This is a genomic window from Nonomuraea sp. IBHARD001, from assembly GCF_056106265.1.
This window is the reverse complement of sequence record NZ_JBWBBW010000002.1, coordinates 2,936,847-2,963,538: the sequence shown is the minus strand read 5'-3', so window position 1 is coordinate 2,963,538 and position 26,692 is coordinate 2,936,847. Positions and strand designations below refer to the sequence as shown.

Sequence of the window (26,692 nt, the reverse complement as noted above, 5' to 3'; positions counted from 1 at the left end):
AACCACTCCACAACCCCGGCGCGGCAGGCGATGATGGATTCATGGCACGTGACGGCAGGCCGACCGACATCTTCGTCAGCTACTCCCCCGCCGACACCGCGTGGGCCACGTGGATCGCGTGGGAGCTCGAAGCAGCCGGGTACAAGACGATGATCCAGGCGTGGGACTTCGTCCCCGGCACGAACTTCATCGACTTCATGGATCGAGGGGTCAGCGAGGCCGCCGTCGTGGTGGCCGTGCTGTCGCGTAACTATCTCACGTCCAGGTACGGCCGGATGGAGTGGCAGGCCGCGCTGCGGGCCGACCCCGACAATCCCTCCAACCGGCTGGTGACGATCAGACTGGAGGACCTGCCGCTCGAAGGGCTGCTGTCCACCATCACCTGGGTGGACCTGCTGGGCGTCACCGAGGCCGACCGGGCCAGGGGGATGCTGCTCGACCGGATCAGGGAGGCGCTGGCCGGACGGGCCAAGCCCGAGCGCGGCCCGGCCTTCCCCAACGGGCCAGGTGGCGCCGCGGCGCCCGCCGTACCCTCGCAGCGGGCGCCCGAGGCGCCTTTGCGGGCGCGGCGCACACCGGTGACGGCTCCGGCGTTCCCGCCGCAGCAGGAGGCGGCGCGCGGGCGCGAGTCGGTGAGCGTGCTGCACATCGGCGGGCCCAGGTTCGGCAGGGCGCTGCCCGAGCCGGGCGAGCCGTTCACCCCCGAGGAGCTGCAGCCGAGGGTCTACGCCGATCTGACCAGACTGCGCGACCAGGGCATGCCCTCGCCCGATCTGATCATGGTCACCGGCGATCTCACCGAGTCCGGCACGCCGGGGCAGTTCGACCAGGCGATCAGGTTCCTCACCAATCTCCGCGTCCTGCTCGGGCTGGAGCCGCAGCGGCTGGTCGTGGTTCCAGGCCCGCGTGACGTCACCAAGGCCGCCTCCCGGGCCTACTTCCTCAACTGCGAGGCCGACGCCCTGCCGCCGCAGCCGCCGTACTGGCCCAAGTGGCGGCATTTCACCCGGCTGTTCGGCGAGGTGTACCAGGGGCTCGACGGGCACGTGTTCGACAGCGCGCAGCCGTGGACGCTGTTCGAGGTGCCCGAGCTGCGCCTGGCCGTCGCCGGACTGAACTCCACGATCGCGATGACCCACCAGGAGAAGGACGCCTACGGCCTGGTCGGCGAGGCGCAGGCGGCGTGGTTCGCCGAGCGGCTGCGCGCGCACGAGGCCAACGCCTGGCTGCGGCTCGGCGCCGTCGGGCACGCGCCGGGCGACCTGCGCGACCGCGAGCAGCTCGAACGCCTGCTCGGCAACCGGCTCAACCTGCTGCTGCACGGCTCCGGCTCGGCCGCCGAGACGGCCTTCCCCACGGTCGCGGCGCCCAGGCCCGGCCGCCACCAGGTCATCGAGATCAGCGCGGGCGGCACGCGCACGTGGTGGCCCGACCGGGAGCCGGTGCGCGCCTCCCAGCGCTGGAGAGGCGCGCAGGGCACGTTCGAGGGCCCGTCGGCGCACCCGCCGGTCAGGACGGACGACCCGGCCGAACGCGAGCCGAGCCCGATCGAACTCCTGCTCGACCGCATCACCGAGGTGTGCGAGACACGGCACGAGCGGGCCACGATCCGCAGGGGCGCCGACCACCTGGTGGTCACCAGCAGGGAGGACGGCTTCGTCAGGCAGGTCATGATCGGCGCCCATGTCGGCAGGGTCAAGCCCGAGGACGCCGAGACGCTGGCCGGCAGGGCGCACGCCGCCGGGCTGAGCGCCGAGCTGGTCTACCAGGGCCCGCCCCCGCACCGCACGGTCCGCGCCGACCTCATGCGCAGAGGCGTACGGCTGCGCAGCTTCGTGGAGTTCCAGGGCCTGCTCGACCTGTCGGGATATGTCGCCGAACAGAGCGGCACCCTGCGCATGGACAGGCGCTACCCGGCCGGACTGTACGTGCCCCAGCGCTACCGCGAGCTCGACCGGCCCGGCTCGGAGATCAAGGAGGGGCTGACCGACGAGCTCATGCGGCTGCTGGCCGCCGACCACGGCCGTTTCATCCTGCTGCTGGGCGACTTCGGGCACGGCAAGACGTTCGCGCTGCGGGAGCTGGCCAGGAGGGTGCCCACCGAGCTGCCCCACCTGGTGCCGATCCTCATCGAGCTGCGCGCGCTGGACAAGGCGCACACCGTCGACGGGCTGGTCGCCGCCCACCTGGCCAATCACGGCGAGGAGGTCATCGACCTCAAGGCCTTCCACTACCTGCTGCGCCAGGGCCGCATCGTGCTGCTGTTCGACGGCTTCGACGAGCTCGTCACGCGCGTCACCTACGACCGCGCCGCCGACCACCTGGCCACCCTGCTGGCCGCCGCCGAGGACAAGGCCAAGATCGTGGTGGCCAGCCGTACCCAGCACTTCAAGTCCAACAGCCAGGTGCTGACCATGCTCGGCGAGATGGTCGGGGTGCTGCCGCAGCGGCGGGTCTTCAGCGTCGAGAACTTCACCCATGACCAGATCCGCTCCTACCTGTCGGGCCGCTTCACCGACGACGACGAGGCCGAGGCCCGGATGTCGCTGATGGAGGGCATCAGGAGCCTGCTCGACCTGGCGCAGAACCCGCGCATGCTCAGCTTCATCGCCGACCTCGACGAGGACAGGCTGCGCACGGTCTCATCGGCCAGCAGTGCGATCAGCCCGGCCCTGCTGTACGAGGAGATCCTCAGCTCGTGGCTGGCCTTCGAGGAGCGGCGCACGACCGTGCCCGGCTCGCCGGGGTCGTTGTCGGCCGCCGAGCTGTGGCGGGCGGTGACGGCGCTCGCCCTTCGGCTGTGGGACACCGGGGAGTCCTTCCTCGGCCTGGCCGAGCTCACCGAGATCGCCGAGACGCTCACCGACCTGGCCGACGGCCAGCTCACCACCGACCAGACCGCGCATGCCATGGGCACGGGCAGCCTCATGGTCCGCACCGACGAGGGCCTGTTCGGCTTCATCCACGCCTCGGTGATGGAGTGGCTGCTGGCCAGGCACATCGCCGCGCACATCGACGATCCCGTCCTGCTGTCGCGCCGTACGTTGTCGGCGCTTACGGTGGAGTTCCTGTGTGACCTGGCCGATGTGCGCGAGTGTCGTACCTGGGCCACCGCCGTACTGGCCGACCAGGGAGCCGACGACGTCGCCAGGGCCAACGCCATCAAGATCAGCTCCAGGCTGCGCACCCCCGCCCAGGCCGATCTGCGCGGGGCCGACCTGCGCGGGGAGGACCTGTCGGGGCGCGATCTGACCGGCGTCGACCTGTCGGGGGCCGACCTGTCGTCGGCGACGCTGGCCGAGGCCGACCTGACCCGGGCCAATCTGCGTGAGGCCAAGCTCGTCGGCGCCAGGCTGGATCGCGCCAAGCTGACCAGGGCCGACCTGCGCGGCGCCGACCTGTCGCAGGCCCGGCTGGCCAGGACCGACATGTCCGACGCCGCACTCGAAGGCAGCCGCTGGCACCGCGCCTCGCTCATCGCCGTCACCGGGGCGCCGGAGAGGTACGCCGACGCCTCGGCCGAGATCGGCGGGCTGTTCGCCGGAGCCGCCGTCACGCCGGGGCAGGCCGTGGAGACGCAGCTCGGGCCCGCCGCGCTCGGCGTGCCGTACGGGTACCACTTCCAGACCAGCAGGCTGCCCGAGCCCGTCGCCTACAGCCCGGACGGCGACGTGCTGGCGATCGGCGGCGAGGACGGTGGCGTGCTGCTGTGCGACAGCTTCACCGGGCTGCCGATCCGCACGCTGCAGGGCCACACCGGCCGCGTCTACGCCGTCGCCTACTCCCGCAAGGGCGACCTGCTGGCCACCGGGGCGAGCGACGGCACCGTCAGGCTGTGGCGTGCCTCGTCCGGCGCGCCGCTGCACGTGCTGCGCGGGCATGCGGAGGGCGTGTGGCCGGTGCTGTTCAGCCCGGACGGCTCGCTGATCGCGGCGGGCGGCGCCGACGGCGTCATGCGGCTGTGGCGCACCGACGACGCCACCCTGCACCAGGAGCTGACCGGGCACGAGGCGCCGATCTACACCGCGGTGTTCTCCGGCGGCACGCTGACGACAGGCGACGCCGGTGCGATGATCCGCGTCTGGGACATCGCGACCGGCAGGTTCCTGCGCGAGCTCGGCGGCCACCAGGGCGCGGTGTACCGCATCGCCGTACACGGTGACCTGCTGGCCACCGGCGACCGTGAGGGGCTGGTGCGCATCTGGGACCGGCCGACCGGTGAGCTGCTGCACGAGCTGCCCGGGCACGCGGGCCGCATCTACTGCCTGACCTACTCCCCCGACGGCTCGCTGCTGGCCACCGGCGACACCAAGGGCGTCGTGCGGCTGTGGGTACCGAGCACGGGCGAGTCGCTCGGCGTGGCCACCACGCACGGGGCGGCGGTGTACCAGGTGGCGTTCAACCCGGCGGGCGACGTGCTCGCCACCGGCGACTCCGACGGTGCGATCAGGCTCAGCTCGGGCCCCGAGCGCAAGGAGCTGACCGGGCACAGGGGCGCGGTGTGGCCGTTCGTGTTCAGGCCGGACGGCCAGCAGCTGGCCACCAGCAGCAACGACGGCTCCACCCGGCTGTGGGACCCGCTGACCGGGCAGTGCCAGCGCATCCTGCGCGGACACGGCAGGCGCATCACGTCGGCGCGGTTCAGCGGCGACGGCGCCATGCTCGCCACCAGCGGCAACGACGGCACCGTCCGCGTGTGGGACCCGCGCACCGGACGCAGGCTGCACGCCTTCTCCGGCTCGGCCGACCGGCTCATCTCCGCCGTCTTCTCGCCCGTCGACCCCGTGCTGGCCACCGCGAGCAACGACGGCGGCATCCACTTCTGGAACGCCGTCACCGGCGACTACGAACGCGAGCTCAGCGCCGAGACCGACCACGTGTGGGCCGAGGCGTTCAGCCCCGAGGGCGACCATCTGGCCACCGCCAACGACGACGACAGCGTCTGCATCTGGTATCGCCCGACCGGCCGCCTGGTGACCGCGCTCACCGAGCACAAGGGCAGGGTGCGCTCCATCGCCTTCAGCCCCGACGGCCGTACGGTCGCCACCGGGTGCGACGACCGGGTCGTCCGGCTGTGGGACGTCGAGTCGGGCGCGCTCACGCTGACGCTCACCGGGCACAACGACCGGGTGTACTCCGTGGTGTTCAGCCCCGACGGCACCAAGCTGGCCAGCGCCGGAAACGACGGCATCGCCTTCGTCTGGGATCTCGCCTCGTCGTGGCCCGAGCCGATCCACGAGCTGTCGCATCCCGTGGGCCGCCTGTGGACCTGCGCCTACTCCCCCTCGGGCGAGATCCTCGCCACGGCGGGCGACGACCTCGTCGTACGCCTGTGGGACGCCTCGACCGGGGCGCTGCTGCACACGCTGCCCGGCCATTCGCGGCGGGTGTGGTCGGTGGCGTTCTCGCCCAGCGAGCCGCTGCTGGCCTCGGCCGGGGACGACGGGGTGGTCATCGTGTGGAACCTGGGGGAGTCGCCGAGCCAGCGGATGACGCTGCTGGGACTGGCCGAAGGCTGGGCGGCGCTGTCGCCCGACGGGCGCTACAAGTACGAAGGGGAGGTCAGCGGTCAGTTCTGGCACACGGTCGGCCTGTGCCGGTTCGAGCCGGGCGAGCTGGATGAGTACCTGCCCGCCGTACGTCAGGTGCCGCTCGACGCGCCCCTGTGACCGGGTGCGGCGGGCCAGGTGAGCAGGCGCTGCCAGACCTGCTCCACCTGGGCTTCGAGTGCGTCGAGCGGGCCGTCGTTCGAGATCACCAGGTCGGCCAGCTTCAGCCGGTCGGCCCTGGTGGCCTGGGCGGCGATGCGGGCCTTGGCGTCGGCCTCGCTCATGCCCCGGTCACGCAGCAGTCTGGCCAGTCGGGTCTCGTCGTCGGCGTCGACCACCACGACGACGTCGTAGAGCGGTGCCAGGTTGTTCTCGGCCAGCAGGGGCACGTCGTAGACCATGACGGCGTCGTCGGGCGCGGCGTCCTGCAGCTGCCCGGCCCTGACGCCGACCAGCGGGTGCACGATCGCGTTGAGCGTGGCCAGCTTCTCCTTGTCGGCGAAGACGATGGCGCCCAGCTTCTCCCGGTCCAGTGCGCCGTCCTCGCGCAGCACGCCCGCGCCGAACGCCGCCACCACCTGGGCCAGCCCGTCGGTGCCCGGCTGCACGACCTCGCGGGCGATCCGGTCGGCGTCGACGACGACCGCTCCCCTGGCCGCCAGGCGTCTGGCCACCTCGCTCTTGCCCGAGCCGATGCCGCCGGTCAGTCCTACCCTGAGCATTCAGGCCCGGTCCTTTCGCATGTGTACGAACGTGAGATGCTCGTGCACCCTTTCCCTGCGCGTCTCGTGGTAGCCGTGGCGGCGGTACAGACGCAGGTTGCCCTCCGACAGGTGCCCGGTGAACAGGTCGAACGCCGTGGCCTCGGGCATCTGCTCGTGCAACGCCTCCAGCAGGGCGGAGCCGACGCCTCTGCCCTGGCGGTCGGGCACGACGACCAGCCGGCCGACCAGGCACGTGCTCCCGGCGATCTGCCCGCGCACCGAGCCGATCACCCGGCCGCCTTCCTCCCGCGCCACCAGGACCAGGCCCGAGCCGATCACCTTGCCGATCTGCTCGCCCGTCTCCACGAGCGGCGCGATGAACGGATCTCCGTACAGCTGGGCCTCACTCACATAGGCCGCCCGCTGCACGGTGAGAATCTCGCCCGCGTCGTCGTCTCCGGCCCGCTCAATCCGCATCACGGGCTCACCCTACTCAGCACCCGGGCCCGGGGACAGCAAGGATCTTCCTGCTGATTCAGGTGTTTCGTAGCGATAGGGACATCTGAATCAGCCCGGCCGTCCCGTGAACGCGTCCAGCAGCACGTCCAGCCCGGCCTTCACCCGCTCGGCGGTAACCCCGCTCGTGGCGTTCAGCCGATGCGCCAGCAAGGGCGCGGCCGTCGGGGCGAGGAGCTGGTCGGCCAGCACCTCCGCGTCCGCCTTCGGATCGGCCTGCGCGATGAGCATCGACAGATGCGCACGATAGGCCTCGTACGCCCCGCCGAACCTGGCGTACGGCGATGCCGTCTCGGCCATCACCAGCAGGTCGAGCTGCTCCACCGTGCGATCGACCAGCGCGTGCAGGAACGCCCGCATCCGCCGATGCGCCTCCTGCCTGCCGCCCTGCGGGCGTGTCCCCGGCCCCAGCGGCGCCTCCCCCAGCACGTAGGCGGCCTGGAACTCCCGCTCCCGCTCGTCGATGAGCGCGTAGGCCAGACCGGAACGATCGCCGAACCTGCGATACAGCGTCCCCACGCCGACACCGGCGGCGGCGGCGACCTCCGCCATCGCCAGCCCTTCGACACCACGCTCGGCGACGATCTCCGCGGCGGCAGCGAGGATCTTGGCCCGATTACGGGCAGCGTCGACCCGCTCGCGCCGAGGATTCACAACGACGTCCACGCCCTCACAGTAGACGACTCCCCCGCACCTTCCACGACCTGTCCGCCTGCCCCACCCGGGCCGCGACTCCACAGGCTTGCAAACGGAACGCATTCCGCTTTACTGTGAAGCGGAACGCATTCCGATTAAGGAGTCCCATGTCCAACCCCTCTCCCCTCTCCGGCAAGGTCGCCCTGGTGACCGGCGGCAGCCGGGGCATCGGCGCGGCCGTCGCCACCCGCCTGGCCGCCGACGGAGCCGACGTCGTCATCACCTACGCACGGGCGGCGGACCGGGCGGCTGCGGTCGTCAAGCGGATCGAGGCCACCGGCGTACGCGCGAGCGCGGTCAAGGCCGAGGCCACCGACGCCGAAGCACTGACCGCGGCCGTGACCCACGCGGTGGCGAGCTACGGCCGCATCGACATCCTGGTGAACAATGCCGGGATCGCCCCCTACGGCCCGCTCGAAGACGTGACGCTCGCCGAGCTCGACGACACCCTCGCCATCCACGCCCGCGCCTCGTTCGTCCTGGCCCAGGCGGCGAGCGCCCGGATGGGTGCGGGCGCCCGCATCATCTCCATCGGCAGCAGCCTGGCCGAACGCGTCCCGTACCCGGGCTGGACCCTGTACGCCATGAGCAAGTCCGCCCTGATCGGCCTCACCAAGGGCCTGGCCCGAGACCTGGGCCCCCGAGGCATCACCGCCAACCTCATCCAGCCCGGCTCGACCGATACCGAGATGAACCCCGCCGACGGCCCGGACGCCGACGCCGAACGCTCCTACACCGCGCTCGGCCGCTACTGCACCCCCGAGGACATCGCCGCCACCGTCTCCCACCTCGCCTCGCCCGCCGGCCGCAACATCACCGGCGCCACCCTCACCATCGACGCCGGCACCACCGCGTAACTCACCCCAAAACGACAAAGGGCCCCGCATCCCTGCGGGGCCCTCTGGGTGATGCCTACATCAACGACCTACCGTGCGCTCAGCTCTGGCCGCCCGCGAGCTTCTCGCGCAGAGCCGCGAGAGCCTCGTCGGAAGCCAGCGCGCCGGCCGCGGGGGCCGACGACGAGGAGCTGCTGCTGCTGGTCGAGGTGGCCGGGGTCTCACCGGTGTAGGTCGAGGGGACGTCGCCCGCCTCGGCCTCGGCCTTGCGGGCCTCCTCGATCTGCTTGCGGTGCGCCTCGAAGCGGGTCTGCGCCTCGGCGTACTGGCGCTCCCACTCCTCACGCTGCTTGTCGAAGCCGTCGAGCCACTCGCCCGTCTCGGAGTCGAAGCCCTCGGGGTAGATGTAGTTGCCCTGGTCGTCGTAGGTGGCCGCCATGCCGTAGAGCGTCGGGTCGAACTCGACCTCGGTGCCCACGCCCTCGTTGGCCTGCTTCAGCGAGAGGCTGATGCGACGACGGTCGAGGTCGATGTCGATGATCTTCACGAAGATCTCGTCGCCGACCTGGACGACCTGCTCCGGGATCTCCACGTGGCGCTCGGCCAGCTCGGAGATGTGGACCAGGCCCTCGATGCCCTCCTCGACACGGACGAACGCACCGAACGGCACCAGCTTGGTGACGCGACCCGGGACGACCTGACCGATCTGGTGGGTACGGGCGAACTGCTGCCACGGGTCTTCCTGCGTCGCCTTGAGCGACAGGGAGACGCGCTCGCGCTCCATGTCCACGTCGAGAACCTCGACGGTGACCTCCTGGCCGACCTCGACAACCTCGGAGGGGTGGTCGATGTGCTTCCAGGAGAGCTCGGAGACGTGCACGAGGCCGTCGACGCCGCCCAGGTCCACGAACGCACCGAAGTTGACGATCGAGGAGACGACGCCCTTGCGGACCTGACCCTTCTGCAGGGTGTTGAGGAACGTCTGGCGAACCTCGGACTGGGTCTGCTCCAGCCAGGCGCGACGGGATAGGACCACGTTGTTGCGGTTCTTGTCCAGCTCGATGATCTTGGCTTCGAGCTCGCGGCCGACATAGGGCTGCAGGTCGCGGACGCGGCGCATCTCGACCAAGGAGGCCGGAAGGAAGCCACGGAGGCCGATGTCGAGGATGAGTCCACCCTTGACGACCTCGATGACGGTGCCGGTGACGATGCCGTCCTCGTCCTTGATCTTCTCGATCGTGCCCCAGGCCCGCTCGTACTGAGCGCGCTTCTTGGACAGGATCAGGCGACCCTCCTTGTCCTCCTTCTGGAGAACCAGGGCCTCGACGTGCTCGCCAACCTCGACAACCTCGGCCGGGTCGACATCGTGCTTGATCGAGAGCTCACGCGAGGGAATGACACCCTCGGTCTTGTAGCCGATGTCGAGAAGGACCTCGTCCCGGTCGACCTTGACGACGGTGCCCTCGACGATGTCGCCGTCGTTGAAGTACTTGATGGTCAGATCGATGGCGGCGAGGAATTCTTCCTCGGAGCCGATGTCGTTGACCGCTACCTGCGGGGTGTTCGAGGTGGCCTCGGTGCTGCTCGTCATGTGTGGAATTGCTCCGAACGCGGACAGATGTCGATGTGGCGAACGCGCGGCAGGCCCTCTTCCGATCAAGCCGAGGATGCGTCATCGACGTGAACCGAGCGCGAGCCCGCTCCGTCTGAGGCACGCGCGAGCCCACAGCGCAGGGATCAGCTTATGAGACGAGACCAGCGGGGTCAATTCCAGCGGGGAACGGGCTGCGATCCATCGCGCGAACACCCACGAGCCACACCCGCCTAGTAGGCGTTGAGCTGCGCCCGCCGCTTGTCGGAGATGTTACCGCGAAGTTTTCGTGGTACGGATATCCGCGCCGGGTCCCCGTCGGAGACGTAACGCTGCCCCGGATGCCTGTTCAGCCACTCCAGCCAGTACTGCGAGCACCACTTACGGCATTCGCCCTTCTTGCCGTTGCTCTGGATGCGCTGGACCGCGCCCCGGTCGTAGTCCTCGTGGTACGGCGAGAACGAAGGCTCGGCCCCGGCCAGGAACACCGCGTCGAAGTCGTACCGCGTGCCGTCCCACTTCCCGCTCCTGGCGACCTTCTTGCTGCGCGGCATCGACCCGTACGGCAGCGCCAGCGTGGTCGACCCGCGCACGCCGAGCCGCTTCAGCAGCCGTTCGGCCCTGACGATCTGCTCGCGTACCTTCTTCTTCGGCAGGGAGCGCAGGTTCGGGTGCGACCAGGTGTGGTTGCCCACCTCGAAGCCCCTCGCGGTCAGCCACGCCACCGCCTTGGCCTGCCCGGCCTTCGTCTGCAGCCCGAACGGGTAGTGGTTGATCCAGAACGTGGCCACGGGGCGGAACTCGGGGTACTTACGCGCGACCTCGTAGATGAGGGCGACCGCGGTGTTCTTCTTCGGATTGCCCTGGGCGTCGAGCGCGAAGTGCGTCTCGTGCCCGTCGTCGAACGTCAGCACGACCGGGTGCTTGCCGGCGGGCACGGGGATGTCGCCGCGCGCGAACTCCGCGGCCGTGATCGGCACGTAGCCGCTCCTGGCCAGCTTCTCCAGCTCCGACCTGATCTGCGCCGGAGTGCGGTCGATCGAGGCGAGGCGCTTCTTCAGGATGCGGTGATACATGATCACCGGGATCAGGCCGAGCTCGTTGGCCTTGACCTGCCTGGCGAACTCGGGGGTGGCGACCACGCCGGGCGGCGGCCCGACCGTGGGCAGCGCGGGGGCCTGCGGCTGCACCTTGGCCTGGGGCGCGACCATGGCCCGCCCCACCTGCACCCCGTCACCGGGCAGCAGGAGCAAGGCGACGGCCGCAGCGCTCACCACCACGACGTTGGCGATGCCGATCAAACGTGTGAGGGTGGGTGAAGTCCGCACAGAACTCCCGTGCCGATCGGGGACGACCAAGCCACCACCTTAGTCCAGATCCCCGCGTATCCCGCCGTTCCGCACGGGAGAGCCCCTTTCGCGCCACCCCTGGTGACCGGGCTAGTGCCCGGCGTCCTCCCACGTGCGCCCGACGCCCACCGAGACCTCCAGGGGCACCCTGAGCTGGTAGGCGGCGTTCATCTGGTCGGACACGAGCTGGCGCAGCGCGTCGAGCTCGCCGGGCGCGACCTCGAAGACGAGCTCGTCGTGGACCTGAAGCAACATCCGCGAGGCGAGCTTCTCCTCCTCAAGGGCCTGGGCGACGTGGAGCATCGCGACCTTGATGATGTCGGCGGCCGAGCCCTGGATGGGCGCGTTGAGCGCCATGCGCTCGGCCGACTCGCGGCGCAGGCGGTTGTCGCTGGTGAGGTCGGGCAGGTAGCGGCGCCTGCCCATGATGGTCTCGGTGTAGCCGTCGGTGCGCGCCTGCACGACGATGGCCTGCAGGAAGTCGCGCACACCGCCGAACTCCTCGAAATACTCCTCCTTGAGCGCCTTGGCCTCCGAGACGGGGATGTTGAGCTGCCCGGCCAGCCCGAAGTCGGACAGCCCGTAGGCCAGGCCGTAGTTCATCGCCTTGATCCTGGCCCGCAGCTCGCCGTCGACCTGCTCGGCGGGGATGTCGAAGACACGCGCGGCGGTGGCCTGGTGGAAGTCGTGGCCGGACTCGAACGCCGCGATCAGCGACTCGTCGCCCGACAGGTGCGCCATGATGCGCAGCTCGATCTGGCTGTAGTCGGCGGTCAGCAGCGTCTCGTAGCCCTCGCCGACGACGAAGCCCTGCCGGATGCGGCGGCCTTCGGCGGTGCGGATCGGGATGTTCTGCAGGTTGGGCTTCTCCGACGACAACCGGCCGGTGGCGGCGATGATCTGGTTGTAGGTGGTGTGGATGCGGCCGTCGTCGGCCACCTCCTTGATCAGGCCCTCGATCGTGGTGCGCAGCTTGGTCTGGTCGCGGTGCCTGAGCATGATGATCGGCAGCTCGTGCTCGGTCTGGGTGGCCAGCCAGGCGAGCGCGTCGGCGTCGGTGGTGTAGCCGGTCTTGGTCTTCTTCGTCTTGGGCAGGTTGAGCCGGGTAAAGAAGATCTCCTGCAGCTGCTTGGGCGAGCCCAGGTTGAACGGCTCGCCGACCACGGCGTGCGCCGCCTCCACCGCCTGCTTGACGCCCGCGGCGAACTCGGCCTCCAGCTTGGCGAAGTAGTCGCCGTCGGCGGCGATGCCGGTGCGCTCCATGCCGGCCAGCACGGTGACGAGCGGAAGCTCGACGTCGGTCATGAGATGGGTGCCGCCGCGCTTGGACAGGAAGCCCTCGACCGCTCCGGCCAGCAGGCGAACGGCGTGGGCGCGCAGCGCCAGGTCCTTGGCCGGGGCGTCGTCGTCCTCGCCGAACAGCGCGGCCTGCCCGCCGCCCTCCGCCTCGGCCTCCAGCCTGCGGTGCAGATAGCGCTGGACGAGGTCTTCGAGCGGGAAGGCGCGCGGCCCCGGCATGGCCAGATAGGCGGCCAGTGCCGTGTCGCAGGTCAGGCCCCTGAGGTCGAGCCCCTGTGCCCACAGGGCGAGGATCGGCCCCTTGGCGTCGTGGACGGCCTTGGGCCGCTGCGGGTCGGCGAGCCAGGCCCGCAGCGCCTCGAAGTCGGCCTCGGTCAGCCGGGTCGGGTCGATGTGGGCCGCGGTGCCGCCTGGCGAGGCCACGGCGATGCCGTCGATGCGACCGGTGCCGCTGCCGTAGTCGCCCTTGAACGCCAGCCCGGCCCGGCCTTCGGGCATCGCGGCCAGCCAGCCCGCCACCCGGTCGGGGCCGAGGATGACGGTCTCGACCTCGAAGCCCTCCTCTGGCTCGGCCTCGCCGGTGCCGAGCGTCTTGAACACGCGCTCGCGCAGCTCACCGCGGATCTGCAGGGTCTCGAACAGCTTGTCGATCTCGCCCCGGTCCCAGGCGCCCTGGGTGAGGCCCGCGATCTCCAGCTCCAGCGGCACGTCGCGCATGAGCTCGGTCAGCCTGCGGTTGAGCAGCACCTGGTCGAGGTGGTCGCGCAGCTTCTCGCCGACCTTGCCCTTGACCTCGTCGACCCGGTCGACCAGGGCGCTGAGCGAGCCGAACTCGCGCACCCACTTGGCCGCGGTCTTCTCGCCGACGCCGGGGATGCTCAGCAGGTTGTCGCTGGGGTCGCCGCGCAGGGCGGCGAAGTCGGGATACTGCTGCGGCGTGAGCTCGTACTTCTCCATCACGGCCGCGGGCGTGAAGCGGGTCATGTCGCTGATGCCGCGCCTGGTCATGAGCACGGTGACGTGCTCGTTGACGAGCTGCAGCGAGTCGCGGTCGCCGGTGACGATCAGCACGTCCATGCCGTCGGCCTCGGCCCTGGTGGCGAGCGTGGCGATCAGGTCGTCGGCCTCGTAGCCCGCGAGCGAGGTGTAGGGGATCTTGAGTGCGTCGAGGAGCTCGAAGATGAGCTGCACCTGCGGCCTGAAGTCGTCGGGAGTGGCCGACCTGTTGGCCTTGTAGTCCTCGTAGGCCTCGTGCCTGAAGGTGGGCTCGCTGCGGTCCCAGCAGACCAGGACGTGGGTGGGCCGCTCGTCGCGCAGAATGTTGGTCAGCATCGAGGTGAAGCCGTAGACGGCGGCCGTGGGCTGCCCGTCGGTCGTCCGCAGGTCGGCTTCCTTGAGCGCGTAGTAGGCGCGGTAGGCAAGGGAGTGCCCGTCCAGCAGGAGAAGGCGGGGGCGGGCAGGGGTCGCTTCAGTCTTCGGCACACACGAAGCCTAGTCTCCTCCTACGACAGAAAACCTGAGCTCTTGGCAGACCAGGGGCCTCGGCACGACACACACTCGAACGACAGGAGGCCTCCTCTTGACCATCATCGATCCCGAGGAACTGAAGGCGTACGGCGCCGCCCACGAGGGCACGCTCGTGGAGCGGATGGGCATCGAGTTCCTGGAGGCGAGCGCCGAACGCGTGGTGGCGAGGATGCCCGTCGAGGGCAACACCCAGCCGTACGGCCTGCTGCACGGCGGCGCTTCGGTCGTGCTGGCCGAGACGATCGGCTCGACGGCGGCGGCGATCCACGCGGGCACCGAGCGGATCGCGGTGGGCATCGAGATCAACGCCACCCACCACCGCTCGGCGACGTCCGGCTATGTGACGGGCGTGGCGAGCAGGCTGCACGGCGGTCGCACGCTCGCGACGTACGACATCGAGATCACCGACGAGCAGGGGCGCAGGATCTGCACCTCGCGCCTGACCTGCATGCTTCGCGACCGCTGACCGGTTCCGGGCCTCGTGTCCGGCCCGTCGGGCGTGCGTATAGCAGGCGGTGGCTCACTCCCGCCACCCTTTGCGCACCTACCCCGACGGTCGCTACGGTTGTCCGTATCAGAGCCCGCGGGGAGGCCCAGTAGATAACGTCCGGGGCCGGGGAAGCCCTGTGACGGCCCCAAAAGCCTCCCGCGGGCTCGTATTACACTTCAGGTGGCGCATGTCAATAGACATGCGCCCTTTTTTGTGCCATGGGACGGTCCAAGAATTGCTCTTTGGTTCGCGATTCAGACCATTTCTCATATTGCCGGTAAATACCTAACGAGCATGTAGCCCCTGACCAGGCGCAATTTTGCTCACGTACACGACACACACTGATTACCGATTGGTGACGAACGGTTGCGAACCGGGCCTCCCGGAATAAGCTCCCGCCAGCATCCCAGTAGTGCCTGCGATGCCTGCGTGTCGAGATGGAGGGGCACAACTCCTCCAGGACCTTTACGAGGGAGCACCATTGCGCAGAGCCGTGATCGCGTTCACGGCCTTCCTGGGTGGACTCATCTTCTTGCTCGCCGCCAGCCCAGCACACGCATGGGCTGACGGAGAGGGCCTGAAGGGAACACTCAAATTCCAAGGCCAACCAGTGAACGGCGTGAAGATCAGCGTGGCCACCGAGGGCGGCGATCCCGTCGGCGAGGCCACCAGCAACGCCCAAGGCACGTGGGAAGTCCCCGTCCCCAAGGCCGGGAAGTACAAGGTCACCGTCGACCTTTCGACGCTGCCCCCGAACAGCCAGGTACGCGGCGGGGTCAACGTCCGCACACCGACGGTGTTCGAGGGCAACCAGACCACCGTCCTGTTCGCGCTGGAGCCGGGGGGCGCGGGAGCGCCGGCCGCCAATCCGTCCGACAGTGACAGCTCCGCCTTCTGGACACGAGCCGCCCAGCTCACCTTCGAAGGCCTCAACCTCGGCCTGATCATCGCCCTCGCGGCGCTCGGCCTCTCACTCATCTTCGGCACCACCGGCCTGACCAACTTCGCCCACGGCGAGCTGGTCACGCTCGGCGCCCTGCTCGCCTACCTGTTCAATGTGGGCTTCGGGCTCGGCGTCATCCCTTCGGCGATCATCGCCGTCATCCTCGGCGGCGCGCTCGGCTACGCCCAGGACCGCTTCTTCTGGGGCCAGCTGCGCAGGCGCGGCAGCGGGACGATCGCCATGATGATCATCTCGATCGGTGTGGCCATCTTCCTGCGCTACCTGTACCTGTTCCTGTTCGGCGGCGAGAGCCAGCCCTACACCGAGTTCAACGCCCAGCCCGGCGTCGAGTTCGGGCCGATCAGCGTCGCGCCCAAGAACCTGTGGTCGATGGGCATCGAGCTGCTCGTGCTCCTCGTGGTCGGTCTCGCGCTGCTCAAGACGCGCACCGGCAAGGCGGCACGCGCCGTCGCCGACAACCCGGCGCTCGCGGCCTCCTCCGGCATCAACGTCGACCGCATCATCCGCATCATCTGGACCGTCGGCGGGGCCGTGGCCGCGCTGGCCGGCATCCTGCTGGCGATCTCGCAGACCGCCAAGTACACGATGGGCCAGGACATCCTGCTGCTCATCTTCGCCGGCGTCACGCTCGGCGGGCTCGGCACCGCGTTCGGCGCCCTGGTCGGGTCGATCGTGGTCGGGCTGTTCGTCCAGCTGTCCACGCTCTGGATCCCGCCGGAGCTGAAGAGCGTCGGCGCGCTTGCCGTACTCATCATCGTGCTCCTCGTCCGGCCGCAGGGCATCCTGGGCCGCAGCGAGCGGATCGGCTGACGGGGGAGATCGCATGGACTGGCTTACCATCTTCGTCACCACCGTCGAGGCCGCGATCGGCATCGAGACGGTCTTCTACGCGCTCGCCGCGATCGGCATCAACATCCAGTTCGGCTACACCGGACTGCTGAACTTCGGCCAGGCGGCCTTCCTCGGCGTCGCGGCCTACGGCCTGGCCGTCATGGTCTCCACGTTCGGCCTGCCGTTCTGGGTGGGCATCCTGACGGGTCTGGCCGCCACCGTCGTGCTGGCGATCCTGCTGGGCATCCCGACGCTGCGACTGCGGGCCGACTACCTGGCCATCGTGACCATCGCGGCGGCCGAGATCGTCCGGCTGATGTTCCGCTCGGTCGCGTTCAAGGACGTGTTCGGCGGCTCCGACGGCCGTCAGGCGTTCTCCAGCGGCTTCTACGCGCTCAACCCCTTCCCGAAGGGCGAGTACGGCATCGGGCCCATCGGGTTCAACGAGCGCGTGCTCTGGGTGCTGACCGTCGGCTGGATCCTGGTCGCGCTGTCGTGCCTGCTGGTCTACCTGCTGATGAACAGCCCGTGGGGCCGTGTGCTCAAGGCCATCCGCGAGGACGAGGACGCCGTGCGCAGCCTCGGCAAGAACGTCTTCTCGTACAAGATGCAGTCGCTGATCATCGGTGGCTTCGTCGGGTGCTTCGGCGGTTTCATCTACGCGCTGGGCTACGCCTCCGTGCAGCCCGACACGTTCGCGACCGAGCTGACGTTCTTCGCCTACACGATCGTGATCCTCGGTGGCGCCGCACGTGTCTTCGGTCCGGTGCTCGGTTCCGTGATCTTCTGGGTTCTCCTGGTGCTCATCGGCAACACCCTCGCCGAGGCGGTCGCCGCGGGTTACATCCCGTTCATGACCACCACCCAGGTGGGCCCGGTCCGCTACATGCTGGTCGGTCTCGGATTCATCCTGTTGCTCATCTTCCGGCCGCAGGGCATCCTCGGAGACAAGAGGGAGATCGCACTCGATGCACGCTGACCCGACGCACGCCGAAACCCGGCCGAGCGCCCGCAAGGCCGCCGCGCTGGCCGCCTTCGCCGGCCTCGATCGCGAGCCCGGCGTCGCCAAGCCGGACCCGATCCTGGTCGTGGACAACGTGGTGCGTCGCTTCGGCGGCCTCACCGCCGTCGACGTCCAGCACGTGGAGGTCCAACGCGGCTCCATCACCGCGCTGATCGGCCCCAACGGCGCGGGCAAGACGACGTTCTTCAACCAGCTCACCGGCTTCGACACCGCCGACGCGGGCGAGTGGACCTTCAACGGCAAGCGCATGAACGGCGTGCCCGCCCACAAGGTCGCCCACAGCGGCATGGTGCGTACCTTCCAGCTCACCAAGGCGCTGTCCAAGCTCACGGTCGTGGAGAACATGCGGCTCGGCGCCCAGGGCCAGCGCGGCGAGAGCTTCTTCAGCGCGCTGATCCCCAGCCTCTGGCGCGGCCAGGAGGACGAGATCACCGCCCAGGCCGACGAGCTGCTGGAGAGGTTCAAGCTGGCGGCCAAGCGCGAGGACTTCGCCGGCTCGCTCTCGGGCGGTCAGCGCAAGCTGCTGGAGATGGCACGCGCGCTCATGGTCAAGCCCGAGCTGGTCATGCTCGACGAGCCCATGGCGGGCGTCAACCCGGCCCTCACCCAGTCGCTGCTCGGTCACGTCAAGGACCTGCGCGAAGAGGGCATGACCGTGCTGTTCGTCGAGCACGACATGGACATGGTGCGCGACATCAGCGACTGGGTCATCGTCATGGCTCAGGGCGCCGTCATCGCCGAGGGCCCGCCCGACACCATCATGTCCGACTCCCGGGTCATCGACGCCTACCTGGGCGCACACCACGACGCGCCGCTGTCGGAGGAGGAGCTCGAGGAGCAACTCCATGAGGCCGAGGCCGCGCTCGAGGCAGAGGCCGAAGAAGGGAAGGACAAGTGAGCTCAGCACCGGAGTCAAAGGCGGCGGTCACCGACCGCAGCGCCCACCTCGACGGCGCCGCGAACGCCATCCTGCGCTGCGACGAGCTCATCGCGGGCTACCTGCCGGGCGTCAACATCCTCAACGGCTCCGACCTGTACGTCGGCGACGGCGAGCTGATCGGCATCATCGGCCCCAACGGCGCCGGTAAGTCGACCCTGCTCAAGGCCATGTTCGGCCTGGTCAACATCCGCAGCGGCACGGTGCTGCTGAAGGGTGAGGACATCACGAACATGAAGGCGCACGCCCTGGTCTCGCGCGGCGTCGGCTACGTGCCGCAGACCAACAACGTGTTCCCGAGCCTGACCATCGAGGAGAACCTCGAGATGGGCGCCTTCCAGGTGCCCGGCAAGTTCAAGGAGCGCTTCGAGTTCGTCACCGAGCTGTTCCCGGCGCTCGGCGAGCGCCGCAAGCAGCGGGCGGGCTCACTGTCGGGCGGCGAGCGGCAGATGGTGGCGATGGCGAGGGCGCTCATGACCGAGCCCTCGGTGCTGCTGCTGGACGAGCCGTCGGCCGGACTGTCGCCCAAGCTGCAGGACCTGGTGTTCATCCAGGCCCAGCAGGTCAACAAGGCGGGCGTCACGGTGGTCATGGTCGAGCAGAACGCCAGGCGCTGCCTGCAGATCTGCCACCGCGGCTACGTGCTCGACCAGGGCCGCAACGCCTACACGGGCACCGGCCGCGAGCTGGCCAACGACCCGAAGGTCATCGAGCTCTACCTGGGCACGCTGGCCAGGGCCTGACGCCCAGGACCTGACACAGGGCCGCTCACGCGGCCTGGGGGGCTCCCGCTCTTGGAGTGGGGGCCCCTTCTGTCGTTGGATGGGTGATGTGAGAAGAACCGCCCTGCTCCTCCTGGCCGCGGTGCTGCTGACCGGCTGCCAGAGCGAGGCCCCCCAGCGTTTCAGCACCGGCGGCGACGCGGACGACGTGCCGTGCGCCCGTGTGGTCTCCGCGATCGGTTATGCCGGTCTCATGCTGCTTCCCGCAGGTCAGGAGGGTGAGCAGGTCTTCGAGGACGCCCTGCTCGGCCGCCTGGCCGAAGCTCGCGGCATCACACGGCAGTTCGGTCCCCGTATGCCGCAGCAGACCCGCGAGGCCGTCACCGAGCTCCTGCGGGCCACGGAGGGGCTGTCCAAGGCCGACGTGCCCCGGGATCGCCAGGTTGAGCTCCTGAAGGCCTACCGCTCGGCGGCCGACCGCATCACGGCGTCCTGCGGCTGACCGGCGGGTTCCCCCCGGGACGACGAGCAGGGCCCGGCCCCCCACGCGGGGAGCCGGGCCCTGGCCCAGTCGGGGCTGACGAGACTTAGCCGTCGATGTTGCCGGTGCGGTACTCGATGGCCTTCGGCGCGTACTTGTTGTCCTCGCCGTACTGGTAGATGCCGATCGTGGCGACGGCCGGGTCACCGGCGTCGTTGAACTCGACCGGACCGCTCACGCCGTCGTAGTCGATGTCCTTACCGGCCTTGAGCAGCTCGACGCAGGTCTTGAAGTCCTTGCACTTCTCGCCGCCCTTGCTGACCTCGACCAGCTTGGCCGCGATGTCGACACCCGCGTCGCTCTTGGCGGCCTCGGCCGCGAGGGCGATCAGGTTGGCGGCGTCGTAGGACTCGGCCGCGTAGCTGAAGTCCTCCAGCTTGGGGTCGATCTCGAGGAGCTTCTTCTGGAAGTCCTCGGGAGCGGCGGCGCCGGGAAGCGTGCCCTTGACGCCCTTGAGCGTGCCCTTCGGGAACTTCGCGTAGTTGGTGTTGGAGAGGTTGCCGTCGACGTGGTACCAGTGCACCTTGTCGGAGGTGAGCCCCTGCTTGACCAGCTCCTGGAGGATCTTGGCGGTCTCCTCGAAGCCGACGATCACGATGCCCTTGGGGTTGGCAGCCTTGATCTTGGCCACGTCGGCGGAGAAGTCGACGGCCTTGGGGTCGTAGATGATCTTCTCGACGATCTCGCCACCGCCGGCCTTGACGGCCGCCTCGGTGCTGTCGGCCAGACCGGTGCCGTAGGAGTCCTGCAGCGCCATGATCGCGACTTCGCTGTCGCCGTCCGCGACGGCCAGGTCACCCAGGACGCGGCCCTGCAGGATGTCCGGCGGAGCCGTCCTGAAGAACAGGCCGTTGTCCTTGTAGTCGCTCAGCGAGATCGCGGTGTTGGCGGGCGAGAACTGCACCACACCCGCACCCGTGATCTTGTCGATCACCGACAGCGACACCGAGGAGGACGCGGCGCCGATGATGGCGTCGGCCTTCTGCTGGAGCAGCTTGTCGACCGACTGCGAGGCGATGTTGGTCGTGGTGTCACCGGAGTCGGTGTGGATCGGCGTCACAGGCTTGCCGAGCACACCACCGGCGGCGTTGATCTCCTTGGCCGCGAGGTCGACACCGGCGAACTCCGGCGGGCCCAGGAAGGCGAGCGAGCCGGTCTGGGGCAGCAGGGTGCCCAGGGTCAGCTGGCCGTCACCCTTGGCGACGGGCGCGGAGGCGGTGTCCGTCGCGCTCGGCGCAGCAGCCGTGTCGGTAGCGGCGGGGGCGGCAGGGTCGCTGCCGCCGCAGGCCGTAAGGGCGAGGCTTGCCGCAGCCGCGACGGCCAACGCGCGCCCGATGGGGGCAATGCGGATCATGAAGTGTCTCCTTCATCCAGGCCGGGAGGTTGTCAGCGCCGCCGACGTTCCCGATCGAATGAGCGAAACGTACAAAAACCTGCAACCCCCGATCTAGATGCGTGAATGAACTGTCGGCACTTGGATGCTGACTCGTAATAACTCCTCAACTTACGAGAGCAGCGAGGTCACACCTAATGTGCATATGGTGAAGCGCTTGATGCCCCTGTTCGCCGCGACTTTGTGTCTTACGGCGTGTGCGGCGGAGCCCGTTTCGGCCATACCCCCCTCCGGGCTGTCCGTAACGATCCGGCAGGACCGTTCCGACAGTCCGAAACACATACTTGCGATACAGATGTCCAACAGTGGGTCGGCTGATGTGTATGTGGCAGATGTGCGCCTGGTGACGGAATCCTTCGCCGCGCTTCCCGCCGAGCCCATGAACACCTACATCCGCAAGGTCAGAGTCAACCTCCGCATCCCGTACGGCGCCGCCGTGTGCGCCGACGACACCGTGCCTCCGCTGCGCCCCGCCACGGTCTACGCCAGGGTCGGAACCGGCCCGCAGGCCCTGCGCGAGGTCAAGTGGACCCTGCCGCACCCCGAACCGCTGCTGGCCGCCCTGCACACGGCCGAGTGCAAGGCCCACATCGTCAAACGGACGGCCGACATCGCCCTGGGCGAGACCTGGCGGGAACGCGACGAGAAGCTCTACGGCGCACTCGTCGTCACCAGGCGCAAGGGGCAGGCGCCGGTCACCGTCCAGGAGGTGCGCGGCAACGTGCACTACGAGATCGAGCCCGTCGCGGGCCCGCGCCGGCCCGCGGGCGTGCTGGCGGGCTCGGCCGCGCGCGTGGAGATCCCCGTTGTGCTGACCCCCGGCCGGTGCGACGCGCACGCCTTCGCCGAGGCCAAGCAGGCGCATCTGTTCACGACGTGGGTGTCGCTGGGGGCCGAGGAGGAACGCGTGGTGACGGTCTTCGCCTCCAAGCGCCTACAGGAGGTCTTCCTGGCCTACGCCAAGAAGACCTGTCACCTCGGCGAGGCCCCGCAGTAGCCCGGGGGACTGCCTGCCCGTATGTCAGGCCGGGAGCCCATACTCGTAGTGTCCGGCCTCAACGGTCAGGCCGGGAGCCCGCGGTCGGGGTGTCCGGCCTCTGGAGGTGAGGCCGGAGCACGTGGTCCGGAGGAGCGTATGTCAGGCCGGGTCCGGCCTGCCGGTGTCGGCGACGACGATCTGGGCCACCTCGCGCATGCTCAGCCTGCGGTCCATGCTGGCCTTCTGGATCCAGCGGAAGGCCTGCGGCTCGCTCCAGCCGTGCTGCGACATCAGCAGCCCCTTGGCCCGCTCGACCAGCTTCCTGGTCTCCAGCTGACCCGACAGCGAGGAGACCTCCTTGGCCAGCGCCACCATCTCCTCGTGCCTGCTGACCGCCATCTCGATCGCGGGCACCAGATCGGCCTTGGTGAACGGTTTGACCAGATAGGCCATCGCACCGGCGTCCCTGGCCCGCTCGACCAGGTCGCGCTGGGAGAACGCGGTGAGGATCAGGCACGGCGCGACCCGGTCGGCCACGATGCGCTCGGCCGCCGAGATGCCGTCGAGAATCGGCATCTTGACGTCGAGGATCACCAGGTCCGGCCTGAGCTCTCCGGCGAGCTTGATCGCACTCTCGCCGTCGCCCGCCTCACCCACGACGACATACCCGTCTTCTTCAAGCATCTCCTTGAGGTCGAGGCGGATCAGGGCCTCGTCTTCCGCGATCACCACTCGCCGCTGCGTACTCACGAGCAGAAGGGTACCGAGGTCCGCTACATTAGATCCACGTGAGTACGCACAACTGATCGACTTCGGTTGTGGAAAACCGCTCCCTACAACCGGACAAGTCCGGACATAAGCCCCGATATCCCAACGGCAGAGGAAATGGTCTCAAACACCATCGAGTGTGGGTTCGAATCCCACTCGGGGCACCAGCCGATCTCATAACTCCAGGTTGGCCCCGTCGCCGTCGGTGCTGCGGGCCTCCGGATGGCCGGGCGCGTGCGACGGCGTCACGATGACCAGCGTCGCGACCGCGTACTTGGCACAGTAGCCACGCGTCGACGGCAGCAGGAACCTGCTCAGCCTGCTCCGCGTCTTACGCCCCAGCACCAGCAGATCGGCCGCACGCGCCAGCTCCACCAGATGCGGCCCAGGCACCCCCAGCCTGGTCAGCGGCACCACGTGCACGTCGCCCGGCATCCCGCCCGCCACCTCGTCGAACAGCCGCTCCACCAGCTCCGCCGCCTTGGCCAGCTCCTCCAGCATCACCGTCTGCCCCGGCGGCATCGCCTCGGGGAACGGCTGCACCGGCGCCCGGCTCACATGCACCGCCAGCAGGGGCAGCCTGCGCAACCTCGCCGCCCCGATCGCCCAGGCGAGCGCCCAGTGCGAGGAGGGCGAGTCGTCGACACCCACGACGACACGCGGCCCCTGCGGCAGATCGGACGGCACAGGGGGCACAAGGGGCTCAGGCGGCACGACGGCCTCCTCCCGTGAGAGGGGTCGCGTCCATAGTGCCCTCTCCACGCCCTTCAGGGGAGGGGGTGGAGAGGGGGCGTGCGATCGCTTGGCCTCCTGCTGGTAGAACAGGTGGGGTATGTCCGGACAAGGCGTCCAGCCCTGGCACCGGGCGGCCTCGGAGAACCGCAGGGTGACCGAGGCCTGGGACCAGGCGGCCTCGGAAGGACGCCCAGGTGACCGAGCCTGGGGCCGGGCGGCTTCGAAAGGGTGTCGAGATGGCGGAAGCCTGGAGTCAGGTGGCGCTGGAGGGTTGGCGAGATGACTCGCTGGAGGGTTGGCGAGATGACTGAGGTGTGGGCGACGGTCGAGGAGATCGCGGCGGCACGCGATCGGTTCGCGGCGGCGATTCCCGGCTGGCGCTACCCCGCCGCGTACGCCGTGGGCACGACCGGGCCCGACGGCACGCGCTTCCCGCACGTGAACGCCGGAGCGCACAACCTGCCCGCCGTCGTCCTGGCGACCGTACTCGGACATGTGTCGGGAAACGCGACCTACCCCCTGCCGGAACACGTCCTGCGCGAGGCCGTCGCCCTGCTTTCCCCCGCCGCCGCCTGCACGGCGGTGCCGCACCCGAACCTGGCCGCCTGGCAGGAGGTACTGGCATCCGGACTTCCCACGGTCGCGGTATTCCTCGGCCCGGAGGACGACGACGAGGACGAGGACGAGGCGTCAGACGCCTCCGACTCCCCCGCCCAGGCGTTGCGCACGGCACTCGCCCAGCGCGCAGGCTAGGACGACTCCCACTCCCCATCCAGGCGTTGCCCAGCACGCCCGCACAGCATGAAGCCTCACTCCCCACCCAAGCACCGCCCGCCAGAACCCAGCTACTCCGCCTCCCCAAGCACCGTCCCCACGAGCGCCGTCCCCCGCCCCGCCCTCCCCCCTGGCCCCGCCAGATACTCGACCTCCCCCTCCACCAGCTCCCCCCCACACTCCCCACACGTGACAACGGCCCGAGTGACCCGACCGCACCCCTGATGCCTGACGACCAACGGCGCCCCCTCCTCCCCCGCCTCCCACCGATCCCCCCACGCGGTCAGTGCGAGCAGCACAGGCACGAGGTCGCGTCCCTTGGCGGTCAGGTGGTAGCCGTAGCGGTCCGGCCGCCGCGTATACAGCTCGCGACGCAGCAGGCCGCCCTCGACGAGCCGTTCGAGCCGCTGGGTCAGCACGTTCGTCGCGGCCCCGATGTCGCGCTGCAGCTCGTCGAACCGGTGCAGCCCGAGCGACACGTCCCGCATGATCAGCAGAGCCCACGGGTCCCCCACGATCGCCGCAGACCTGGCGATCGAGCACGCGATGCCCGAGAAGTCGGTCCTGGTCATCCTTCCGCCTCCAACAGTCCCTTGCTTGAAGCAAGCCAGCAGGCTAGCGTACGCATCATGTATCACGCGATCGTACGATCAGTCGTCAGAAGAGTCTGGCGCAAGGTGGGCGCGGGCGACTACGAGGCGGCGGTGGCGATGGCCGCGCCGGGCGTGCGGTTCCGGTTCGTCGGCGAGACCGCACTGGGCGCCGACGTGCATGGTCAGGAGGCGTTCAGGGCGTGGTTCGCCAGGTTCGAGGAGCACCTGCCGGGTGTGCGGCTCAGGCTGGTCGACGTGGTGGCGGGCGGCTGGCCCTGGCGCACTCGGGTCGCGGTCCAGCTGCGCGTCTCCGGCACCCTGGCCGACGGCTCGCCGTACCGTAACATCGCCATGCAGTGGGCCACCCTGCGGTGGGGGCGCATGGTGGACGACATCGTCGTGGAGGACACCCTCGCCCTCGACGCCGGCCTGCGCCGCAACCGGGTCGACGCCTGACCCTCAGGGCAGTACGGCCAGGCGGGACAGGTCCGCGGCGGTGGCCAGGGTTTCGGTCAGGCGACCACGTTCGGCGTCGTCGAGCGGGATCGCCAGCGCCCGGTCGAGTACGGCTGCCGCCGTGGCGAGGTCGTCGAGCCTGACGGCGAGTTCCGCGCGGTACACGAGCGCCTCGACGAGCACGCCCGCGGGAGCCGCTTCGCCGTGTCTGGCCAGGGCGCCGCCCAAGACCTTGATCGCCTGGCGGTCGTCGCCCTTGGACTCGCCGAGCACGATCGCATTGTCCAGCGTCCGCCTGAGCGGGTCCCCTTCGTGCCGCTGCGGCTCGTCCGGCCCGGGAGCGGTTCTGGCGAAGACGCGGATCCAGTTGCCGCCGGGGTCGATGACGCTGAAGCCCGTCGTGGCGCCGGTGTTCTTGCGTCGGCGTGGGCGTGTGATGCGAGGAATGCCGGACAGCAGGAGTTTGCCGTGCCGCGCGCGCATCCCGGCGGCGAACGCCTCGAACAGCACGGCCGTGTCGTCGACCGCGACGACGCAGGAGCCGTAGGACTGTTCGGGGTCGAACCCGTCGATACCGGCGAAGTGCAGTTCGATGCCGCCGCGTCTGACGATCACGTACGGATTGGGACGGGTCTGGCGGTAGATCCTCTCGAAGCCGAGCATGCGGTAGAAATCGTCGATCTCGTCGATGTCAGGACAGGGCAGGATCGGAATCGTCGTCTCATTCGACATGCTTGCACCCGCTTCCCCCAGCCGTGTACGACATACACACCATACACCTGGCTCAGTGGGATTTATCGCGAAATATCGTTACGTAACGCGTGACGGAAGGGTGGCCGAATACACCCTCATGCCGGAAAGCTTTTGCAAAAGCTGCCGGGTGAGGGAGCTACTCTCAGCGCATGGAGCGTGATCGCGTGGACGAGATGGTCGAGGCCTGGCGCAACGAGCTGCCCGAGGCGGCGACCGTCCAACTCGAGATCATCAAGCGGATCGGCAGGCTCAAGGCCAGGGCCGAGGAGGTCACCCAGGCCCTGCTGGGCGCCCAAGGCCTCACCTATGCCGACTTCGACGTCCTGGCCACCCTGCGCCGCACCGGCTCGCCGTACATGCTCAAACCCAGCGCGCTCGCCGCACACTCCCAGCTCACGACGGGTGGCACCAGCAACATCCTGCAGCGCCTGGCCGCCGCCGGACTGGTCACCAGGGAGCCCGACCCCGACGACGGACGCAGTTCCTGGGTACGGCTGAGCGACGCGGGCGTGGCCAGGGCCGAGCAGCTCGCGCTCGCCACGACGGCCGCGCACCGCGATCTGCTGCACGACGTACCCGACGAGATCGCGCGTGAGCTTGCCGACCGATTGCGCGAAGTACTCATCGCACTCGGTGACAGGGCGTGAACACTCCGGCCACCGGTC

General features: G+C 69.3%; 23 protein-coding genes and 1 tRNA gene. 13 read left to right on the top strand and 11 right to left on the bottom strand.

The annotated features are described in order from the left end of the window. The first annotated feature begins 41 nt into the window (after positions 1-41). Complete coding sequence (locus ACTWNK_RS15660) at positions 42-5,669, top strand: WD40 domain-containing protein (protein WP_474304688.1); 5,628 nt, start codon at positions 42-44, stop codon at positions 5,667-5,669. Here the strand turns inward: ACTWNK_RS15660 and coaE are convergent. The 3 genes from coaE to ACTWNK_RS15645 form a co-directional block, all read right to left on the bottom strand. After that, a complete protein-coding gene (coaE, locus tag ACTWNK_RS15655; protein WP_474304687.1) occupies positions 5,642-6,271 on the bottom strand; it encodes a dephospho-CoA kinase in 630 nt (209 codons plus the stop codon). The genes ACTWNK_RS15660 and coaE overlap by 28 nt on opposite strands. After that, complete coding sequence (locus ACTWNK_RS15650; RefSeq protein ID WP_474310924.1) at positions 6,272-6,730, bottom strand: GNAT family N-acetyltransferase; 459 nt, start codon at positions 6,728-6,730, stop codon at positions 6,272-6,274. Between the two features lie 90 nt (positions 6,731-6,820). Then, a complete protein-coding gene (locus tag ACTWNK_RS15645) occupies positions 6,821-7,435 on the bottom strand; it encodes a TetR/AcrR family transcriptional regulator (protein WP_474304686.1) in 615 nt (204 codons plus the stop codon). Positions 7,436-7,572: 137 nt separating this feature from the next. On the opposite strand from ACTWNK_RS15645, the gene ACTWNK_RS15640 reads away from it, so the two are divergent. Then, positions 7,573-8,322, top strand: a complete 750-nt coding sequence (locus ACTWNK_RS15640; RefSeq protein WP_474304685.1) for an SDR family NAD(P)-dependent oxidoreductase — start codon at positions 7,573-7,575, stop codon at positions 8,320-8,322. A gap of 79 nt (positions 8,323-8,401) precedes the next feature. On the opposite strand, the gene rpsA is transcribed toward ACTWNK_RS15640, so the two are convergent. From rpsA to polA, 3 genes are all read right to left on the bottom strand, one after another. Beyond that, positions 8,402-9,892: a 30S ribosomal protein S1 gene (gene rpsA, locus ACTWNK_RS15635; protein WP_474304684.1), complete on the bottom strand. Its 1,491-nt coding sequence runs from the start codon at positions 9,890-9,892 to the stop codon at positions 8,402-8,404. A 233-nt stretch (positions 9,893-10,125) separates the two neighbouring features. Then, positions 10,126-11,193, bottom strand: coding sequence for a polysaccharide deacetylase family protein (locus tag ACTWNK_RS15630; RefSeq protein WP_474304683.1), 1,068 nt, complete (start codon positions 11,191-11,193; stop codon positions 10,126-10,128). Positions 11,194-11,331: 138 nt separating this feature from the next. After that, positions 11,332-14,022, bottom strand: coding sequence for a DNA polymerase I (polA, locus tag ACTWNK_RS15625; RefSeq protein WP_474304682.1), 2,691 nt, complete (start codon positions 14,020-14,022; stop codon positions 11,332-11,334). Between the two features lie 166 nt (positions 14,023-14,188). Here polA and ACTWNK_RS15620 point away from each other — a divergent pair, with 166 nt between their 5' ends. The 6 genes from ACTWNK_RS15620 (at position 14,189) to ACTWNK_RS15595 (ending at position 19,537) form a co-directional block, all read left to right on the top strand. Further along, the gene (locus tag ACTWNK_RS15620; protein WP_474310922.1) at positions 14,189-14,533 is read left to right on the top strand and encodes a hotdog fold thioesterase; all 345 of its coding nucleotides are present in this window, start codon (positions 14,189-14,191) and stop codon (positions 14,531-14,533) included. 643 nt (positions 14,534-15,176) lie between these two features. Next, entirely contained in the window at positions 15,177-16,331 is a 1,155-nt protein-coding gene (locus ACTWNK_RS15615; protein WP_474304681.1) for a branched-chain amino acid ABC transporter permease, read from the top strand. Between the two features lie 13 nt (positions 16,332-16,344). Then, entirely contained in the window at positions 16,345-17,331 is a 987-nt protein-coding gene (locus ACTWNK_RS15610; protein WP_474304680.1) for a branched-chain amino acid ABC transporter permease, read from the top strand. Continuing rightward, positions 17,321-18,274 (top strand): ABC transporter ATP-binding protein, encoded by a 954-nt coding sequence (locus tag ACTWNK_RS15605; RefSeq protein ID WP_474304679.1) that lies wholly within the window; start codon positions 17,321-17,323, stop codon positions 18,272-18,274. The genes ACTWNK_RS15610 and ACTWNK_RS15605 overlap by 11 nt, the downstream gene beginning before the upstream one ends. Next, positions 18,271-19,056 (top strand): ABC transporter ATP-binding protein, encoded by a 786-nt coding sequence (locus ACTWNK_RS15600; protein WP_474304678.1) that lies wholly within the window; start codon positions 18,271-18,273, stop codon positions 19,054-19,056. The genes ACTWNK_RS15605 and ACTWNK_RS15600 overlap by 4 nt, the downstream gene beginning before the upstream one ends. An 88-nt stretch (positions 19,057-19,144) precedes the next feature. Continuing rightward, complete coding sequence (locus ACTWNK_RS15595) at positions 19,145-19,537, top strand: hypothetical protein (protein WP_474304677.1); 393 nt, start codon at positions 19,145-19,147, stop codon at positions 19,535-19,537. 85 nt (positions 19,538-19,622) lie between these two features. On the opposite strand, the gene ACTWNK_RS15590 is transcribed toward ACTWNK_RS15595, so the two are convergent. After that, positions 19,623-20,930 carry an ABC transporter substrate-binding protein gene (locus ACTWNK_RS15590; RefSeq protein ID WP_474304676.1) on the bottom strand — a complete coding sequence of 436 codons (1,308 nt, stop codon included), beginning with the start codon at positions 20,928-20,930 and terminating at the stop codon, positions 19,623-19,625. A 382-nt stretch (positions 20,931-21,312) separates the two neighbouring features. Here ACTWNK_RS15590 and ACTWNK_RS15585 point away from each other — a divergent pair, with 382 nt between their 5' ends. Then, entirely contained in the window at positions 21,313-21,966 is a 654-nt protein-coding gene (locus ACTWNK_RS15585) for a hypothetical protein (protein ID WP_474304675.1), read from the top strand. Between the two features lie 141 nt (positions 21,967-22,107). On the opposite strand, the gene ACTWNK_RS15580 is transcribed toward ACTWNK_RS15585, so the two are convergent. Further along, entirely contained in the window at positions 22,108-22,698 is a 591-nt protein-coding gene (locus ACTWNK_RS15580; protein ID WP_474304674.1) for an ANTAR domain-containing response regulator, read from the bottom strand. A gap of 109 nt (positions 22,699-22,807) precedes the next feature. Between ACTWNK_RS15580 and ACTWNK_RS15575 the strand changes: the two genes are divergently transcribed. Further along, positions 22,808-22,883, top strand: a tRNA-Leu gene (locus tag ACTWNK_RS15575). 7 nt (positions 22,884-22,890) lie between these two features. On the opposite strand, the gene ACTWNK_RS15570 is transcribed toward ACTWNK_RS15575, so the two are convergent. Continuing rightward, positions 22,891-23,430 (bottom strand): universal stress protein, encoded by a 540-nt coding sequence (locus ACTWNK_RS15570; RefSeq protein ID WP_474304673.1) that lies wholly within the window; start codon positions 23,428-23,430, stop codon positions 22,891-22,893. 324 nt (positions 23,431-23,754) lie between these two features. Between ACTWNK_RS15570 and ACTWNK_RS15565 the strand changes: the two genes are divergently transcribed. Beyond that, positions 23,755-24,204 carry a hypothetical protein gene (locus ACTWNK_RS15565; protein WP_474304672.1) on the top strand — a complete coding sequence of 150 codons (450 nt, stop codon included), beginning with the start codon at positions 23,755-23,757 and terminating at the stop codon, positions 24,202-24,204. Between the two features lie 92 nt (positions 24,205-24,296). On the opposite strand, the gene ACTWNK_RS15560 is transcribed toward ACTWNK_RS15565, so the two are convergent. Beyond that, positions 24,297-24,797 carry a winged helix-turn-helix transcriptional regulator gene (locus ACTWNK_RS15560; protein WP_474304671.1) on the bottom strand — a complete coding sequence of 167 codons (501 nt, stop codon included), beginning with the start codon at positions 24,795-24,797 and terminating at the stop codon, positions 24,297-24,299. 57 nt (positions 24,798-24,854) lie between these two features. Here ACTWNK_RS15560 and ACTWNK_RS15555 point away from each other — a divergent pair, with 57 nt between their 5' ends. Continuing rightward, positions 24,855-25,274, top strand: a complete 420-nt coding sequence (locus ACTWNK_RS15555; protein ID WP_474304670.1) for a nuclear transport factor 2 family protein — start codon at positions 24,855-24,857, stop codon at positions 25,272-25,274. Between the two features lie 3 nt (positions 25,275-25,277). Here the strand turns inward: ACTWNK_RS15555 and ACTWNK_RS15550 are convergent, their stop codons facing one another. After that, complete coding sequence (locus ACTWNK_RS15550; RefSeq protein WP_474304669.1) at positions 25,278-26,006, bottom strand: VOC family protein; 729 nt, start codon at positions 26,004-26,006, stop codon at positions 25,278-25,280. Between the two features lie 170 nt (positions 26,007-26,176). Here ACTWNK_RS15550 and ACTWNK_RS15545 point away from each other — a divergent pair, with 170 nt between their 5' ends. After that, complete coding sequence (locus ACTWNK_RS15545) at positions 26,177-26,674, top strand: MarR family winged helix-turn-helix transcriptional regulator (protein ID WP_474304668.1); 498 nt, start codon at positions 26,177-26,179, stop codon at positions 26,672-26,674. Positions 26,675-26,692: the final 18 nt, after the last annotated feature.

Coding starts and splice junctions, on each gene's coding strand:
- coaE (WP_474304687.1), bottom strand. CDS start 6,271: ATGCTCAGGGTAGGACTGACCGGCGGCATCGGCTCGGGCAAGAGCGAG.
- ACTWNK_RS15610 (WP_474304680.1), top strand. CDS start 16,345: ATGGACTGGCTTACCATCTTCGTCACCACCGTCGAGGCCGCGATCGGC.
- ACTWNK_RS15565 (WP_474304672.1), top strand. CDS start 23,755: ATGACTGAGGTGTGGGCGACGGTCGAGGAGATCGCGGCGGCACGCGAT.
- ACTWNK_RS15555 (WP_474304670.1), top strand. CDS start 24,855: ATGTATCACGCGATCGTACGATCAGTCGTCAGAAGAGTCTGGCGCAAG.
- ACTWNK_RS15660 (WP_474304688.1), top strand. CDS start 42: ATGGCACGTGACGGCAGGCCGACCGACATCTTCGTCAGCTACTCCCCC.
- rpsA (WP_474304684.1), bottom strand. CDS start 9,892: ATGACGAGCAGCACCGAGGCCACCTCGAACACCCCGCAGGTAGCGGTC.
- ACTWNK_RS15650 (WP_474310924.1), bottom strand. CDS start 6,730: ATGCGGATTGAGCGGGCCGGAGACGACGACGCGGGCGAGATTCTCACC.
- ACTWNK_RS15545 (WP_474304668.1), top strand. CDS start 26,177: ATGGAGCGTGATCGCGTGGACGAGATGGTCGAGGCCTGGCGCAACGAG.
- ACTWNK_RS15620 (WP_474310922.1), top strand. CDS start 14,189: ATGGGCATCGAGTTCCTGGAGGCGAGCGCCGAACGCGTGGTGGCGAGG.
- ACTWNK_RS15560 (WP_474304671.1), bottom strand. CDS start 24,797: ATGACCAGGACCGACTTCTCGGGCATCGCGTGCTCGATCGCCAGGTCT.
- ACTWNK_RS15640 (WP_474304685.1), top strand. CDS start 7,573: ATGTCCAACCCCTCTCCCCTCTCCGGCAAGGTCGCCCTGGTGACCGGC.
- ACTWNK_RS15590 (WP_474304676.1), bottom strand. CDS start 20,930: ATGATCCGCATTGCCCCCATCGGGCGCGCGTTGGCCGTCGCGGCTGCG.
- ACTWNK_RS15550 (WP_474304669.1), bottom strand. CDS start 26,006: ATGTCGAATGAGACGACGATTCCGATCCTGCCCTGTCCTGACATCGAC.
- ACTWNK_RS15605 (WP_474304679.1), top strand. CDS start 17,321: ATGCACGCTGACCCGACGCACGCCGAAACCCGGCCGAGCGCCCGCAAG.